Consider the following 14,616-nt stretch of genomic DNA (forward strand, 5'->3'; position numbering starts at 1 on the left):
ATTATAAAACATAATAATAATGGGGCTATTCAGCATTAGATATAAACCAAAAATAGAACAGGACAAAAACAGTGCAATAAACACAACAAAAAAATCCATACATAAAAATGATTTAATATTTTTTAAGATTTCATTTTCTCCAAATTTAGTTATGTTGTTTTGCAATCCATCACAATCAAAAATAAGAAAAATTAGAATTAGAATAATTAAGTTATATTTTACATATTTATAATTCAACAACTTCTCCACCAGCAGATTCTATTTTTTCTCTTGCACTTTCGGAGAACTCAATAGCTTTTACAATCATTGGTGTTGATATCTTACCTCTACCAAGGACTTTCTCAAAGCCCAACTCTGTTACATCAACGACAATTTTTCCATCTTCAACTTCAAATTTATCTTTGTTTTTCAATACAAGCTCTTCTAATTCACCAACGTTGATGGTTTCAAGATCTTTAATTAAGCTTGGGTGTCTTGAGAACCCATATTTACCAAATCTATCTGGCTCGTATTTTATAACATATGACCACTTGTGGTCAAATCCTCCTGCTCTACCTCTACCTCCCCTACTACCAGCACCTCTGTGTTTTTTGTGTGAACCATAACCGCAGGTTCTTGAACCTCTTATTTTTTTAATTTTTTTCTTTTTTCTTATCATACCATCACCTTGACAATTTTGAACCCATACAAAATAACACTCATATAAAATTTCCGACCTAATATTTAAATCATTCTCAATATTAAATCATTTATTTTCTCTCCTCTGTATCCTAAAGCTCCTCCAACTGAGAATGGTTTTTTAATTCCTCCTCTCTCGTAACCTTTTCTTGGAGGATGTAATCTAAATACTGGTTTTAATGGAGTGTCTTTTAATTTAATTTCTCCATTTATTAATTTTTCAGCAAGCTCTTCTACAGTCATGTTCATTTTTTCTTTTATAATTTCTTCATTAACTCTTTTGTTTCCTGGTAACCTTCCTCTTTTCAATATCAATTTTACCAAGGTATCTTTGTTGATTTCCCCGTAGGTTACGTAGTCCTTAACTTTGTTCAGCATACCTTTGAATGTGTCTGTTTCTGGGACTATTACACAATGGTTTACTCTGTGTAATCTCAACATTTTGAGTGTGTCAGCTATGTCCTTTCTAACACCTACTCTCCCTCTCACTCTTACAACTGCGTAAGCCATGTTTTCATCACCTTTTTAATTAAATTAAATTAATTTCTTAGAAAAAATTAAAAATTTTTTTAAACAGTTGTGAGATCTCCCATTATATAATTTTTTGAAAAAATGCATTTAGAATGTTCTACCTTCAATAATACCTAATTTTTGTTTGTGTTCATCTAATGTTCTTACAAAGTTCAAGTTTTTGAGTGCTTCAAATGTAGCCATTGCGAAGTTGTATGTTGTTCTTGTATCCCCAAATGTCTTTGTCCAGACATCCTTTACTCCGGCTAAACCTAAAACTGCCTTTGCAACATTACCAGCAACTAAACCTACTCCTCTTGGAGCAGGCATTAATTCAACCTCAACACTACCACATTTACCTCTTGATTTAAATGGAACTGAGTGTGCTAAACCACAACCGCACTCCCAAGAACCGCAACCTCTTCTAATTTTAATTATTGATAATTTTGCTTGTGCAATTGCTTTTCTTATTGCAGGACCTACTTCTTTTGCTTTACCCATTCCTACTCCAACATAACCATTTCTGTTTCCTACAACAACAGTTGCTCTAAATCTTGCTCTTCTACCTGACTTGTGCATTCTTTGGACTAATTTAACGTCTAAAACTTGCTCTTCTAAATCTGGTAAGAGAACATCTACAATCTCTGGCTCCAACAATGGCAAGTTGTTGTCCAATATGTAATCTATATCTGTTATAGCGCCTTCTTTTACCATCTTACCGACTTTTGTTTTCGGTTCCCATGATTCAATGTCAAATCTTCTATTCATCCTATCACCTTTATAATTCCAAACTCATGATTTTTTCCTTGATTTCATCAAAGTGCTCTGGTAAATCCTCTGGTTTTAATCCCTTTTCTAAGTATTTTGAGAATTGTCTCTTGTATTTTTCTTCATCTTCACTTTTTAAGAGTTCCGCATATATCTTTATGTGTTCTCCTCTTATTCTACTTTCATCTGGAAGAATTTCTTCACCGTGTGGAATTTCCATACCTGCATCTAAAGCCCCTTTAAGAACTGCAAATACTGCCGCTCCTTTTGTAGCTCTGTGCAATCCAATATCTAAAACTGCCTCTTTGTAACCTTTGCTAATTGCTTTTCTACCCAATAATAAACCTGTCAAGTATGCAGCAGGAACATTTCCACAGTGTCCTTTGTATCCCAATTTAATTAACTCTCTTGAGTGTGCTGAAACAACTGTTCTATCTCCTTTTTCATCATATAATATAACTTGTGCAATGATGTGGTTCAATGTTCTTCTTGCAACTAATCTTGGTTTTCCTGACAATAACAACTTCAATCTCTTTCTGTAGTTTGTTTTTCCTTCTCTTCTTCTTCTAAAAGGCACTCTATATTTAGCGTCACGTGCCATGTTTTTACCTCCCATTATGTGAAAATTTTTAGTTTAAAATAATAATTTCTTTAAATTAAATGAATTATTTAGCCAAAATATCGTGGTCTCTCATGTATAAGAGCATGTGGCTTCTACTTCTGAATGCTCCACCTTTTGCCATTCTGTATAATCTTCTGTATGTTCTTCTGTCTATTGTACCATTGTCTCTCAACTCTTTCAATAATCTTCTTAAAGGTCTTATTGTGTTTATCCATCTTTCTTTTTTAGGTGTTCTTGCTCCTTTAGCCCCTCTTCTTGAACCAGGGCCTCTTCTTCTACCTTTTCTTTTTTGTTCTTTTAATTTTTTGGTTCTTGCACTACTAATACCTTTCTTTTGTTTCTTTTTAATAACCCCTTCCTTTATTAATGCCCTTATATCATCCTTTGTGATTGCTGCTTTAACTTTATCCAACTGCTCAGGGTCTATCCATACTCTGTCAAGCCCACATTTTAAAATATCCGCAGCCATCCTTCTTTGAACGGAAACATCCATATTTAATCACCTTTTATACCTAAGAGTTCCTTTTGTTTTTCTTCTGAAATGTTGAGGATTCTTATACCCAATTCTCTTGCTCTTTTTATAATTTCAATTCTTTTTCTTTTTCCTACTGTTGCTGCAATTCTTGCCCCTTGTGTTTTAGGATCTAATTGCTCCAACTCTTTTACGTTGTGGACAAGAACGTCCTCCAATCCACTTGGGTGCAAACCTCTAACAAGTTTAGGGCTTCTATATCCAACTTTAACAATAGCAGGTCTGTGTTTTAACTGCAATCTCATTCCACTGTGTCTTCCTTTTGGTTTTCTCCATTTTTCTCCTAATCTTTTGTATCTAAACCACTCTTGTCTTAAGAATTTAGGTTTTTTCATCTTTTGTTTGAACCTAACTCTCATTAATCTTTTAAATTCACTCATGGCATCACCTTATAGTACTTTTCCTGCCTTCTCCACAATGTAAATACCATCTTGGAATACTCTTGGGTCTCTTCCTTTAATTTTTGTTGCCTGTTCAATGTTTGCAGCAGTTTGACCGACTTTCTCCTTATCAATTCCAGTAACAATTACGTCCTCACCGCTAACTTTAACAGTAACTCCTTCCAAGATTTTTGCTCTTCTTGGGTGTTTTTCCCCTAAGAAATTATCGATGATAACTTCATTTCCTTTAACAGTAACTTTCATTGGGAAGTGAGCATATCTTATCTTCAATCTGTATGTAAAGCCCTCTGTTACTCCTTTAATCATATTTTTTATGTGTGCCTTAAATGTTCCAATGACAGCAGCTTGTTTCTTTCTTGGGAATTCACATTCAATAACAACTTTGTTGTCCTCTTTCTTTATCTCAACACCTGGATATGAGAGGACTCTTCTGAGCTCTTTGTTTCCTGACTTAACAATAACTTCATTCCCCACGATATCTACAGTAACGTTTTCGGGAATTTCTATTTCTTCCCTTATAAATGCTGCAACTGGCATATTTTTACCTCCTATTCAATAAATTATTAATAAAAACTCTCTAAACAAAATCAATTAATTTAGTATACGTAGGAGATTAATCTTCCACCAATTCCTTTTTCCTTTGCTTCGTAGTGTGTCATTATTCCTTGGGATGTGCTTACAATTAACAAACCAAAGTCTCTTGCTGGAAGGTATCTCTTTTCGAATTTCTCAAATTCGTGTTTCTTAACAGCATATCTTGGTTTAATTGCACCGCATTTGTTTATTTTACCAATTAATTCAACTTTAAATATTCCTGCTCTTCCATCCTCTATAAATTCAAACTCTCCAATGTATCCGTGGTCTTGCATAACCTTCAATACTCTACCAATCAACTTTGATGCGGGTTTTATGTAAACTACCTTCTTCCCCACTCTTTCACAATTTGTTAAATGGTTTAATGCATTTGCTAGTGGGTCCATTAAACTCATGTTGATACCTCCTTAAATTTAACTATTTTTTAAAGTTTTAAATTAAAGCGGCTAAATTAATCGTATTTTTTAAATCCTAATTTTGCAGCCACTTCTCTAAAACATTGTCTGCATAAGTTGAGTCCGTATTTTCTAATTAATCCTGGTCCTACGTGCCCACATCTTCTACATGGCCTTATTCCTATTCCATATTTTCTTTTCCATGGAGCTTTTGCCATTTACATCACCTTTTGTTTTTATTTATTCTCCTCTTACAACTTCTACACCAAAGTGTTTCTCAATGAATTCAATTGCTTCCTCTTTTGTAACTCTATGTCTTTTAGGAATGCGTGCTCTTTTTACTTTTCTCCTCTTAACTCTGTATCCTGGTCTTTCTAAGGTAACACAAACGTCCATCCCATAAATTCCAATCATTGGGTCATATTTTTGTCCAGGGAAGTCTATATGCTCATGAATACCGAATGAGAAGTTTCCATATTCGTCAAATGAACTTTCATATAATTTTTTACCTTCTGCTTTAAATGCAATGAATGCGTTTTTTAAGAATTCTTCTGCTTTCTTTCCTCTTAATGTAACTTTTAATCCAATTGGTAATTTTTTTCTAATTCCAAATGCTGGGTTTGTTTGCTTTGCCAATGTTCTTATTGGCTTTTGCCCTGTGATTTCTTCCATAACTTTAGCTCCCTTTGTTAACCTATCTCCAGCTTCCCCAACACCGAAGTTAACCACGACTTTTTCAATTCTTGGTTTTAACATTGGGTTGTTTTTCCAAAGTTCTTGGTATGACATGGTTTATCCTCCCAATAACGTTTTTATAATTTGATTATTGGTTCTTCATCTCCAACAACGAATACGTAGTCCTTGATTGTTTTAAATTTCTCTCCATCAGCGTTTTCTAATGTTATTATATCTGGGTAGAGAATTCTCTTTTCAATGTCAACAATTTTTGCAAATTCTCCAATGTGTTTTCCTCCTGTAATGTATGCCAATTTACCAACTTCAAATGGAATGTGTGCTTTAATTTCTTGTTCAGGTATTCCCATTAAAATAACGTCCCCTGTTTTGTAAACATCTTCCTCAGCTTTTGTTGGATCTGAAACTCTTATGAGGTGGTTTCTTCCATCGTGTAAATTGAGTTGAATGTGCCCTCCTTTAACAACAGTCTTGTTTCTAATTCTACACAATTTAACATCCGGGTTTTCAGTAGGTCTTAAAACAATTCTACCTTTTTCATCAAATAATGCTCTGAAGTGTTCATTTGTATCTGGAATTGATACAACATCCATTAAACCAACAGGGAACTTGTGTTCCTTTCTTTTTCTTCCATCAACTAAGATTTTACCCATTTTAATAATCTTTTTAGCTTCTCTTGCATTATCAGCATATTTTAAGATATCTCTAACAATCAACAACAATGGTAATGACTCATTCATTGCGTGTGGTCCTGGTAATGGCCTTACAACAAACTTATGAACTTTTCTTGGAATCTGCCAATTTGCTGGAGCTGCCAGTCTTTTCAAGTGTCTTCTTGGTCCTTTATTTGCCATATTCACACCTCATTAATTTGTTTGGCATTATTCCTTTTTTATTTGTTTGAATCTCTTTTCGTCTCCTTCATACAATTTGACAATCATTACATTTGATGGGTGGATTGGGTATAGACTTTCTTTTCCGTCTTGCCTGTAGTTTACAGCACCTTCAACGTAAATTCTATATCTCTTGTAATCTACTTTGACAACTTCTCCTTGGTGTCCTTTAAAGTCCCCTCTCATGATTTTAACGACATCTCCTTTTCTAATTGGGAGGGAGTTTTTACCTAATTTTTCTTTCAATTCTTTTGATAACATTGCAGACATGACTTTGTTTCTTAAATGCAATGGTGCGTTAAATAGGGCTTTTCTTTGTTTCCTTGGTTGTTTTGACTTGGTTAAAGCCACCATACTTTCACCTTTTTAGTTATTTGGAAATTTTTTTAATTATAAGATGATTCTTGCCAATCTTGAGATACCTGGCCATCTTTCTGCAGCTTCTTTTGCAACAGGTCCCTTAATCTCTGAACCTTTTGGGTTTCCGTCAGGTGTTACAATAACAGCAGCGTTGTCCTCAAATTTAACTCTTGTTCCATCAGGTCTTCTAATTTCTTTCTTTTGTCTAATAATTATAGCAGGGAAAACTTGTTTTCTCATTTCTGGGGTTCCTTTTTTAACTGAGACGAAAACCATATCTCCTACTCCAGCTGAAGGCAATCTTCTTGCGACCCCTTTGTAGTTTTTAACTGCGATGATTTCCAATTCTCTTGCTCCCGTGTTGTCAGCACAAACCAATCTCGCACCATTTGGTAATGCTCTTGTGACTTTTGAACCATGACCTTTCATAATGCCACCTCTTTAGAATAATAATTATTCTTCTCCTTTTACTTCCTTTACATGTCCGAGTTTTTCAATAACAACGAATGATTTTGTTTTACTTATTGGTCTGCATTCCATGACTCTAACGATATCTCCAACTTTAGCGTTTATACATTCTGGGTTGTGAGCAACTAATTTTGATGTTCTTTTTTCATATCTTTCATATTTCTTCAAGTATTTTACAATTTCTCTTTTAATAACAACTGTTTTGTGTGCTTTGTCGCTAACTACGACTCCTTCAAACATTTGTCCTCTTACAGATAATGTCCCATGGAAAGGACAGTTTTTGTCATTGCACTCTTTTTTAGGAGCATTTACTGGAATTCCAATGTTCCTCATGTTCAGACCTCCTACAACTTTGCATGTTTTTGAGCATAATGTATAGCATGAATTTTTTATTTTCATAAAATCAAAGTGCTAAAAATACATCCAAATAGGGATTATAAAATTGCAGTATCCCTTGGGAGAATTATCTAAGCAAAGAATAATTCTGAAATATTAATAACTGATATTTATACTTTACACTGGTGGGGACTTTAAAATAGTAATTTTTGATATTTAAAGTTTTTTAGTATGGGTAGAGCTCCTTTATCTTCCTCTTTAATCTGTCCTCTGGCCTACCGATCAACAATCTCCCATCAACGTCCACTCTGCATGTTGGTAGTTTGAATCTGAACACTGCAATGTCCTTTGGAATTACTACTTCTTTGCCATTCTCTTTTTCAATCACTAAGGTATTTCTGCTCTCATCTACGACTCTGCCTTTTATGCCAATCATTGATGGGTTTCTGGACTTTACTATCTCCACTTCCAGTCCTATAAGTTCATGTCTTAAAATATTATATGGAGTTATCATATTTTGCCCCACCATATAGAGACGTGGTGGGTGTGCCCAAAAAAGGGCATCCACCACGCCCAGAAATTATTAAATTAAAAATTTTAATTAGAAAAGACATAAATCAAATAAATTTATCTAACATCAATCATGTCCTTTGAAAAGCCCATTTTAACAAGTATCTCTTCAACTTTTTTCCTATGGTCTCCTTGTAATTCAATAGCATTATCTTTTACAGTCCCTCCACAGGCACAGATATCTTTCAATTTTTTAGCCAATTCTTTAATATCTATTAAATCAGTATCAAATCCCTCTATGATAGTCATTAATTTCCCAAATCTTCTTTTTGTAACGTATACTTTTATTTTTTGTTCTTCTTTTGCTATTTCTTCACATACACACAAATCTTTTGGTAATCCACATACTGGACAAATCTCGGGCATCACTGCACCTCTTATTATTTCACTTTTTATCTGGTCTTTCTAATATTAATAACATAAAGTTTTTGGTATTTATAATTTATGTCTATTAGGTTGTGACAACCAGCATAACATTTAACGCCTACAATATTTGGTTTTAATTTGATTTAAGCTATTTGTCTCTTTTTTTCATTCATTATAGTTAATATTCTTGCTATTGTTCTCTTTAATTCTTTAACTCTTCCAGGGTTTGAAGGAGCACCACTAACAGCTTTATGTACATTTTCTTTTAACAATTCTTTCTTCAACTCTACAAGTTTTTCTTTCATTTCTTCTATACTCATTTCTCTAATTTCACTTGCTCTTAAAATTGCCATATTTTTTCACCCCTCGTTAGATAAATTTTAAAAATATCTAAATCATAAAGCCCTAAATAGCATATAAATAGGGTTTAAAAATTTAAGGGGTATTATTCTACAACCTCTTCAGAAACTTCTTTAATTTCTCCATCATCTTTGATTATAACTTCATCTGGCAATACGATGTCTGGAGGCATGATTTTTACAGTTACACCAATGACTCCCAACTTCAATTTAGCAAGTTTAAATGCTTTTCTGACAAGTGTTTCTGATGGATCTCCACAGTGTTTCATGTATCCAGCCATGAATTTTTCTGTTCTTGCTCTTTCCCCAGTCAATTTTCCAGAGATAATTACAACAACTCCTTTTGCCCCTGCGTTCATAACTCTTCTTACTGCTGCGTGAGCAACTCTTCTGAAGTGCATTCCTCTTTCCAATGAGGTTGCAATTTTTTGTGCTACGACTTCTGGATCTAAGTTTGGATCTTCAATTGGTTTAACTTCAATTTGTGGTTTGTTTACTTTGTATGTTTTTTCAAGAGTTTCTGTTAACTCTTTTACCCTTTTTCCTTTTCTACCAATAACAAAACCTGGTTTTTCAGCATATATTGTTATTTTTGTTCCAATTGGTGTCTTCCTAATCTCCATGTGGCTGTATCCTGCCTTTGCCAATGTCTTCTTGAAATACTCATCAATTAACATTTCCTTAATACTCTCCTCTACAAATACCCTCTCAATCATGCTAACCCTCCTAGTGGTATTCTTCTAATATAACTTGTATGTGAACTGTCTCTTGGAACTTAGGCGATGCTCTACCAAATGCTCTTGGCATGTATCTTTTGATTGTTGGACCTTTGTTTGATGAGATGTGCTTGATTCTTAATTTTTCAACATTTAATCCTTTGTATTCTGCGTTTTTCTTAGCATTTTCTAAAACTTTTAAGATTTCTCTTGATGCTTTTACTGGATATCTACCAGCGTGCCATCCAAATTTACCTTTTCTGTGTGGAACATCTTTGCAGTGTCTTTTGAATGGAACAAATCTTTTCAATGCAATAACATCTTTTAAATACTGGATAGCATCATCTAACTTCATACCATTTAACTCTCTACAGATTTCTACTGCATGTTTTCTTGAGATTTTTAATGCTCTACCCATTGCTCTTGCTGTTTTCTTAGGGTCTGTCTCTATTTTGTAGTTCAATTTTGCCATTCCATTCACCTCAAAATCCCAATTTAAAGAAGTAATATCAACGTGTTTTTTTATACCATACATAATCATCATAATGTCTTTATAAATAATTCTTTACCAAAGCTCTAATAGCCCTTTTTATTTGATTGAACTTATTTATATATTTTATCATGCTTTTTAAAACTATAGTCGTTTGCGTTATAAGTGGCTAAAAACCTCGACGAAATTAGAAAGATGGATTATGCTTTCATTAAAATTTATGTACGATTTATGCATGATTCGTTATTCTTTCAAAAAATTGTTAAGTTCAAATATAGTCGTGTGCGTTAGAAGGGTTTTTTGGCAAAACTGAAAGTTTTGCCGTATAATTTGGAAATATGCTATTGACAAATTCTTAAAGATTTATACCTTATTTCAATTTTTAAGGAGGACTAAAGATTATTTAAAAATTCATTAATGCATAGATACGTTTAAAAATTAATGGCAAAACCAAAAGGTCGGGAATTCTGCAAATGACTATACACAACACATGCTCTAATATACTATGATATTTCATATATAAATGTTAAATTGTTCTAAAATAATGACAGCAATAACAAATACAAACTATTAAAGAAAAGAAAATATGCTTACGCATTAAAAGACGCAAAAATTAGGTTTAAAAATTATTATAAATAAAATTACCAAACTTATGCAAGTGATACTTCAACAACCTCTACACTTTCAACATTTTCTAAGTTTCTCAATGCTTCTTCAATTGGCTCTGTTCCTCCTTCTTTTTCTTCCATCTCTACAACAACATAAACTGCATACAAACCAAATGCCAATGGTTCATCTGAAACTCCTCTGCAAACTGCATCTGTTTTCTCAATTGTCTCTTTAACCTTCTCTTTTAATTCCTCTTTGTTTACTTCTGGACTTGTTGGCATAACTTTTATCTTAGCAAGAACTTTTGCCATCATTCCACCTTGCTTATTTATTAATGCTGCTAAATATGCTGAACTCATTATTAAGCGTTATGGTCCTTCAAAACCACACTCTGGGCACTTGTATGGGTTACTTAATTTTCTGCATTTTTCACATCTAACTATCTCTACTTTACCACAGTTTGGACACAAGAATCTTGTTGCATGTTCTCTTGGGGTAATCTCAGCATTGCATGATATGCATACGTATTTCATTCTACCACCATGTTTATTTTTCTATGAAACTTTTAGAAAAAGTTATGCAAATCAAAGATTCGCTATCCAACCTACGGTTGGTTTCATCAAAAAGATGCATCACCTCAGTTTGCTTGGTGATGCCTCGTAGTTTTCTACAAACAATGTTTTTATTACATGAAACTTTTAAAAAGCTTTATTCAAATAAGATAGGATACCTACTCCACAGGATCCTTAGAGATTGTAACATTATAAGTTAAAACCATGTTATTTTTGTGCATATATCCATTTTTCCATTTAGTAAATTGATTATTCTCTCAGGATATTTCCCATTTACCACATAACAATTCATTTTATATTTTATAAGTAGTTGGGGTAAGTGTTTATCAACAGATGTAAAGCCTCTAATGTCTTTTGCACTTATAGTATTTAATAATTTCCCTCCAGGATATTTATCATATACTCCATCAACATCAGTCGCAACTATTATTTCCTCCATGTTTAAGAACTTTGCCACATACAACGCTATTGTATCTGATGTTACATCCCAAGAATGAGGCAATTCATCAGCTGAGAGAATTAATTTTGAAGGTAAAAAGATAATCTTACCATTTTTTTCCAATATTCTCTTTGCATCAAAAAGATTATCTGTTGTTTCTATGCCAGAAATCTCTGAAAAATACAATCCCATTAAATCAACACAGAGCGTTGCAAGCTTATGTGCCCCACTATCATTTAGGTTTGTTTTTTCGTAGAGCTTTCTTACAACATTAGCAAACTCTCCTCCGCCGGGAATAATAATTATTGGTTTCTCTATTTTTTTTAATTCATTTAATAATCTTTCTGCATGATATGTTAAACTACCACCTATTTTTATTAGATGCATGTTTTCACTCTTTCTTATTTTTAATTAAAACTCAAGGTCTCCAATGTCATCTACAAAATCTCCCATATCATCTCCAATATCATCCACAAATTCCTCCATGCTCTCTTCAATTATTTCATCATCCATCATATCTTCAGCAATATGCTCAATTGCCTCCGCTGCTAAAACTCCTGCAGCAACCGCACCAGCAGTTTCTAAGAAATTTGAACCTCTGGAAATCTCAGCATATTTTGGGGCTTTAATTTCATAATATCTCTTCCTTCCAAACAAGAGATAACCAATTAAAATACCAATTCCCATGAGTATAAAAATTGTAATTATGGACATAACCATCACATATTTAAATTTTTATTCTTTGTCTTAAATTGAGTGTGGTGCATAATTGATACATCTAAATTTATGCCCTAACATCTTTAATCCTTATTAATGGGCAACCATTATGTTTTTAGGTTGTAAATAGCTAATATCTGTGCGGTTACAACTGATAATATACAGAAAACGTATTTTTTCTTAAAACCTTTTATATTCGTCCAAAATCCATTCATAATTTAGTTTTTTATTATCGAATTTAACTGCTCTATTCGTTCTCTCATCTTTGCAAACTTTTTATCCATTTTTCTCTTTTTATCTTTACCTAATCTTCTTGGATTATGTCTAGTTTTAAGTATAACACCATGAACCTGCCACGCTGTTAATTTTAAATCTCCGATTTATCAGTAAGGTATTTATCTATCAAAGTTATAACTATCTTAACGGCGTCCATGGGTATTCACCATTCGATTTTTATCACTTTTTGTATTCTATTTTTGACTCACCATATTTAAATTTTTTAATTATGCACCACCCTCTTCTTTGTCTTAAATTTATTATTAATATTCCACTCTATTCCTAAGATTTATTTTAAAATTTCATAGAATATTTTCGCCATTTTTATTAAATCCTCTATTTTTATATGCTCATTTGGTTGATGGGCTGTTTCCTTACCAATACCCCAAACTACTGTATCATACCCCTTCTCTCTCAAAAACGCTGCCACTGTTCCTCCACCCATTCCACAAAGTTTTGGCTCTTTATTTAAAACTTTCTTTATTACATCCTTTAACTCTAAAACTATTGTGGAATCTTCCTTTGTTCTTTGGGATTTTTCCACCTTTAGTATTTCGTAGGTAATCTCAATCTCATCTTCATTCTTTTTATCATAAAGGATGAGATATTTATCAATATTTTTCTTAAACTCCTTAATATACTCCTCAATAAATTTCAAAACCTCATCTACATCATAATCTGGCAAAATCCTACAATCAAAGCAAACTTCAACATATCCCGGAATTGTGTTGGTGTTTTCTACATTATTTACAATAACTGTTGGCTCAAAAGTTGATTGTGGTGGGGAAAAGATACCATCTTTTCTATTATATTTCTCATACAATCTCCTATACAACCCATTTGCAAAGTTAAACATTAAGATGTCGGCATTAATTCCATCATCTGGCATACTTCCATGGCACTGCTTTCCTTTTATTTTAAATTTAATCCACAATATGCTTTTCTCTGCTATCTCAATGTAGTTCCCTTCTGGCGTACCAAAATCTGGGACAATTATTAAATCATCCTTTTTGAATATCTCTTTTTCATAGTTATCTAATAGATATTTTAACCCATATTCACTGCCATCTTCCTCATCAGACACAAATATTAAACATAAATTGTATTTTGGGGAAATATTGCTTTCAAAAATCATTTTCAACAGCAAAAATGAAGAAACAATTGCTTTATGGTTATCTTCACTCCCCCTCCCATATATCATACCATCCTTTATAACTGGCTCATAAGGATTAGTTTCCCATAAACTTAAATCGCCCTCTGGAACCGTATCAAGGTGAGAAATGATATGTAAGGTCTTTTCTTTTTCAAAATCAAATTTTGCAACTATATTAGGTCTTTCTATGCCATATTTATCCACAACGTTGTATGTTTTTATAGTGCAGTTTTTTATGTTGTATTTTTTAATATACTCACCTAATTTGTTTAATACATATTCTGCCTTTTCCTTCTCTCCTTTTCCTCCAAATGTTGGATTTACTGAATTTATCTTGATTAAATCGGATGATATTTTTATGGTTTCCTCTATAATGTCTTTCATATAGACACCTTTAATTCTTATAGTCATAACTATTGTTTTATGTTTTATATTTTTTAAATATTAATGGGGATAGTATGAGATGTGCAAGGTGCAATAGAAAGGACTGCCAAAATGGAAAAAACTGCAAAGAAAATATACTAAAAGAGATTTTAAAAGAATATAAAAAAGAGGAAAACCTAAAAATAGCAAAAGTTGCTTCTTTTATTGAAGGGAATTTCTACATGAAAAAAACGAGATTGGAGGAGATTATTGAGTTTTGCAAAATGATGAATTACAAAAGGATCGGCATTGCTTTTTGCATTGGGTTGGAAAAAGAAGCAGAAATTTTAGATAAAATATTATCTAAGCATTTTGAGGTTTATTCTGTATGTTGTAAGGTTTGTGGTATTAATAAGGATGAATTTGAATTAACTCACATCAACAAAAATCAAAAAGAAACTATGTGTAATCCAATCGCCCAAGCATTAATTTTAAATGAAAAAAAGACGGATTTAAATATCATCTTAGGCCTTTGTGTTGGACATGACATCCTATTTCAAAAATACTCCAACGCCCCAACAACAACATTTGCAGTTAAGGACAGAGTCCTCACTCACAATCCCCTAGGGGTTATTTATAGCAAATATTACCTAAGAAAATTTGGTATTTAGCCCAGAATGCTTGACTTCCACAGCCCTACCATAAAACTAAACCTTAAATTTATATATAAAAATTT

The 14,616-nt window shown here is 32.8% G+C and carries 25 protein-coding genes; 1 reads left to right on the top strand and 24 read right to left on the bottom strand.

The window, feature by feature from the left end; all coding sequences use genetic code 11:
* Nucleotides 1-226 precede the first annotated feature (226 nt).
* The 24 genes from METIG_RS04445 to METIG_RS04560 form a co-directional block, all read right to left on the bottom strand.
* A complete protein-coding gene (locus tag METIG_RS04445; RefSeq protein ID WP_013799041.1) occupies nt 227-658 on the bottom strand; it encodes an uL15m family ribosomal protein in 432 nt (143 codons plus the stop codon).
* Between the two features lie 65 nt (nt 659-723).
* Nucleotides 724-1,188 (bottom strand): 50S ribosomal protein L30, encoded by a 465-nt coding sequence (rpmD, locus tag METIG_RS04450; RefSeq protein WP_013799042.1) that lies wholly within the window; start codon nt 1,186-1,188, stop codon nt 724-726.
* A 108-nt stretch (nt 1,189-1,296) separates the two neighbouring features.
* Nucleotides 1,297-1,956, bottom strand: coding sequence for a 30S ribosomal protein S5 (rpsE, locus tag METIG_RS04455; protein ID WP_013799043.1), 660 nt, complete (start codon nt 1,954-1,956; stop codon nt 1,297-1,299).
* A 10-nt stretch (nt 1,957-1,966) separates the two neighbouring features.
* Nucleotides 1,967-2,557, bottom strand: a complete 591-nt coding sequence (locus METIG_RS04460) for a 50S ribosomal protein L18 (protein ID WP_013799044.1) — start codon at nt 2,555-2,557, stop codon at nt 1,967-1,969.
* Nucleotides 2,558-2,621: 64 nt separating this feature from the next.
* Nucleotides 2,622-3,071 (bottom strand): 50S ribosomal protein L19e, encoded by a 450-nt coding sequence (locus METIG_RS04465; RefSeq protein WP_013799045.1) that lies wholly within the window; start codon nt 3,069-3,071, stop codon nt 2,622-2,624.
* Between the two features lie 2 nt (nt 3,072-3,073).
* Entirely contained in the window at nt 3,074-3,490 is a 417-nt protein-coding gene (locus METIG_RS04470) for a 50S ribosomal protein L32e (protein ID WP_013799046.1), read from the bottom strand.
* 9 nt (nt 3,491-3,499) lie between these two features.
* Nucleotides 3,500-4,048, bottom strand: coding sequence for a 50S ribosomal protein L6 (locus tag METIG_RS04475; RefSeq protein ID WP_013799047.1), 549 nt, complete (start codon nt 4,046-4,048; stop codon nt 3,500-3,502).
* Between the two features lie 59 nt (nt 4,049-4,107).
* Entirely contained in the window at nt 4,108-4,500 is a 393-nt protein-coding gene (locus tag METIG_RS04480; protein ID WP_013799048.1) for a 30S ribosomal protein S8, read from the bottom strand.
* 56 nt (nt 4,501-4,556) lie between these two features.
* A complete protein-coding gene (locus METIG_RS04485; RefSeq protein WP_013799049.1) occupies nt 4,557-4,718 on the bottom strand; it encodes a 30S ribosomal protein S14 in 162 nt (53 codons plus the stop codon).
* A 22-nt stretch (nt 4,719-4,740) separates the two neighbouring features.
* Nucleotides 4,741-5,289 (bottom strand): 50S ribosomal protein L5, encoded by a 549-nt coding sequence (locus tag METIG_RS04490; RefSeq protein ID WP_013799050.1) that lies wholly within the window; start codon nt 5,287-5,289, stop codon nt 4,741-4,743.
* 23 nt (nt 5,290-5,312) lie between these two features.
* The gene (locus tag METIG_RS04495; RefSeq protein ID WP_013799051.1) at nt 5,313-6,047 is read right to left on the bottom strand and encodes a 30S ribosomal protein S4e; all 735 of its coding nucleotides are present in this window, start codon (nt 6,045-6,047) and stop codon (nt 5,313-5,315) included.
* A gap of 27 nt (nt 6,048-6,074) precedes the next feature.
* On the bottom strand, nt 6,075-6,437 hold the full coding sequence (gene rplX, locus METIG_RS04500) for a 50S ribosomal protein L24 (RefSeq protein WP_048055666.1): 363 nt from the start codon (nt 6,435-6,437) through the stop codon (nt 6,075-6,077).
* A gap of 39 nt (nt 6,438-6,476) precedes the next feature.
* On the bottom strand, nt 6,477-6,875 hold the full coding sequence (locus METIG_RS04505; RefSeq protein ID WP_013799053.1) for a 50S ribosomal protein L14: 399 nt from the start codon (nt 6,873-6,875) through the stop codon (nt 6,477-6,479).
* 24 nt (nt 6,876-6,899) lie between these two features.
* Nucleotides 6,900-7,247 carry a 30S ribosomal protein S17 gene (locus tag METIG_RS04510; protein ID WP_013799054.1) on the bottom strand — a complete coding sequence of 116 codons (348 nt, stop codon included), beginning with the start codon at nt 7,245-7,247 and terminating at the stop codon, nt 6,900-6,902.
* Nucleotides 7,248-7,476: 229 nt separating this feature from the next.
* Nucleotides 7,477-7,764 carry a ribonuclease P protein component 1 gene (gene rnp1, locus METIG_RS04515; protein WP_013799055.1) on the bottom strand — a complete coding sequence of 96 codons (288 nt, stop codon included), beginning with the start codon at nt 7,762-7,764 and terminating at the stop codon, nt 7,477-7,479.
* Between the two features lie 113 nt (nt 7,765-7,877).
* The gene (gene yciH, locus METIG_RS04520; protein ID WP_013799056.1) at nt 7,878-8,186 is read right to left on the bottom strand and encodes a stress response translation initiation inhibitor YciH; all 309 of its coding nucleotides are present in this window, start codon (nt 8,184-8,186) and stop codon (nt 7,878-7,880) included.
* A gap of 143 nt (nt 8,187-8,329) precedes the next feature.
* Complete coding sequence (rpmC, locus tag METIG_RS04525; protein ID WP_013799057.1) at nt 8,330-8,539, bottom strand: 50S ribosomal protein L29; 210 nt, start codon at nt 8,537-8,539, stop codon at nt 8,330-8,332.
* Between the two features lie 92 nt (nt 8,540-8,631).
* Nucleotides 8,632-9,261 (bottom strand): 30S ribosomal protein S3, encoded by a 630-nt coding sequence (locus METIG_RS04530; RefSeq protein WP_013799058.1) that lies wholly within the window; start codon nt 9,259-9,261, stop codon nt 8,632-8,634.
* 10 nt (nt 9,262-9,271) lie between these two features.
* Nucleotides 9,272-9,733, bottom strand: coding sequence for a 50S ribosomal protein L22 (locus METIG_RS04535; protein ID WP_048055667.1), 462 nt, complete (start codon nt 9,731-9,733; stop codon nt 9,272-9,274).
* A 668-nt stretch (nt 9,734-10,401) separates the two neighbouring features.
* Nucleotides 10,402-10,671 (bottom strand): elongation factor 1-beta, encoded by a 270-nt coding sequence (locus tag METIG_RS04540; RefSeq protein ID WP_013799060.1) that lies wholly within the window; start codon nt 10,669-10,671, stop codon nt 10,402-10,404.
* Nucleotides 10,672-10,728: 57 nt separating this feature from the next.
* Nucleotides 10,729-10,893 (bottom strand): zinc finger domain-containing protein, encoded by a 165-nt coding sequence (locus METIG_RS04545; RefSeq protein ID WP_013799061.1) that lies wholly within the window; start codon nt 10,891-10,893, stop codon nt 10,729-10,731.
* Nucleotides 10,894-11,128: 235 nt separating this feature from the next.
* Nucleotides 11,129-11,758, bottom strand: a complete 630-nt coding sequence (gene mfnE, locus METIG_RS04550; protein WP_013799062.1) for a [5-(aminomethyl)furan-3-yl]methyl phosphate kinase — start codon at nt 11,756-11,758, stop codon at nt 11,129-11,131.
* Nucleotides 11,759-11,782: 24 nt separating this feature from the next.
* Nucleotides 11,783-12,085 (bottom strand): hypothetical protein, encoded by a 303-nt coding sequence (locus tag METIG_RS04555; protein ID WP_013799063.1) that lies wholly within the window; start codon nt 12,083-12,085, stop codon nt 11,783-11,785.
* A gap of 568 nt (nt 12,086-12,653) precedes the next feature.
* Complete coding sequence (locus tag METIG_RS04560) at nt 12,654-13,901, bottom strand: M20 family metallo-hydrolase (RefSeq protein WP_048055534.1); 1,248 nt, start codon at nt 13,899-13,901, stop codon at nt 12,654-12,656.
* A gap of 74 nt (nt 13,902-13,975) precedes the next feature.
* On the opposite strand from METIG_RS04560, the gene METIG_RS04565 reads away from it, so the two are divergent.
* Nucleotides 13,976-14,551, top strand: a complete 576-nt coding sequence (locus METIG_RS04565; protein WP_013799065.1) for a DUF1847 domain-containing protein — start codon at nt 13,976-13,978, stop codon at nt 14,549-14,551.
* Nucleotides 14,552-14,616: the final 65 nt, after the last annotated feature.

Source organism: Methanotorris igneus Kol 5 (genome assembly GCF_000214415.1).
GTDB classification, from domain to species: Archaea; AGJL01; Methanococci; order Methanococcales; family Methanococcaceae; genus Methanotorris; species Methanotorris igneus.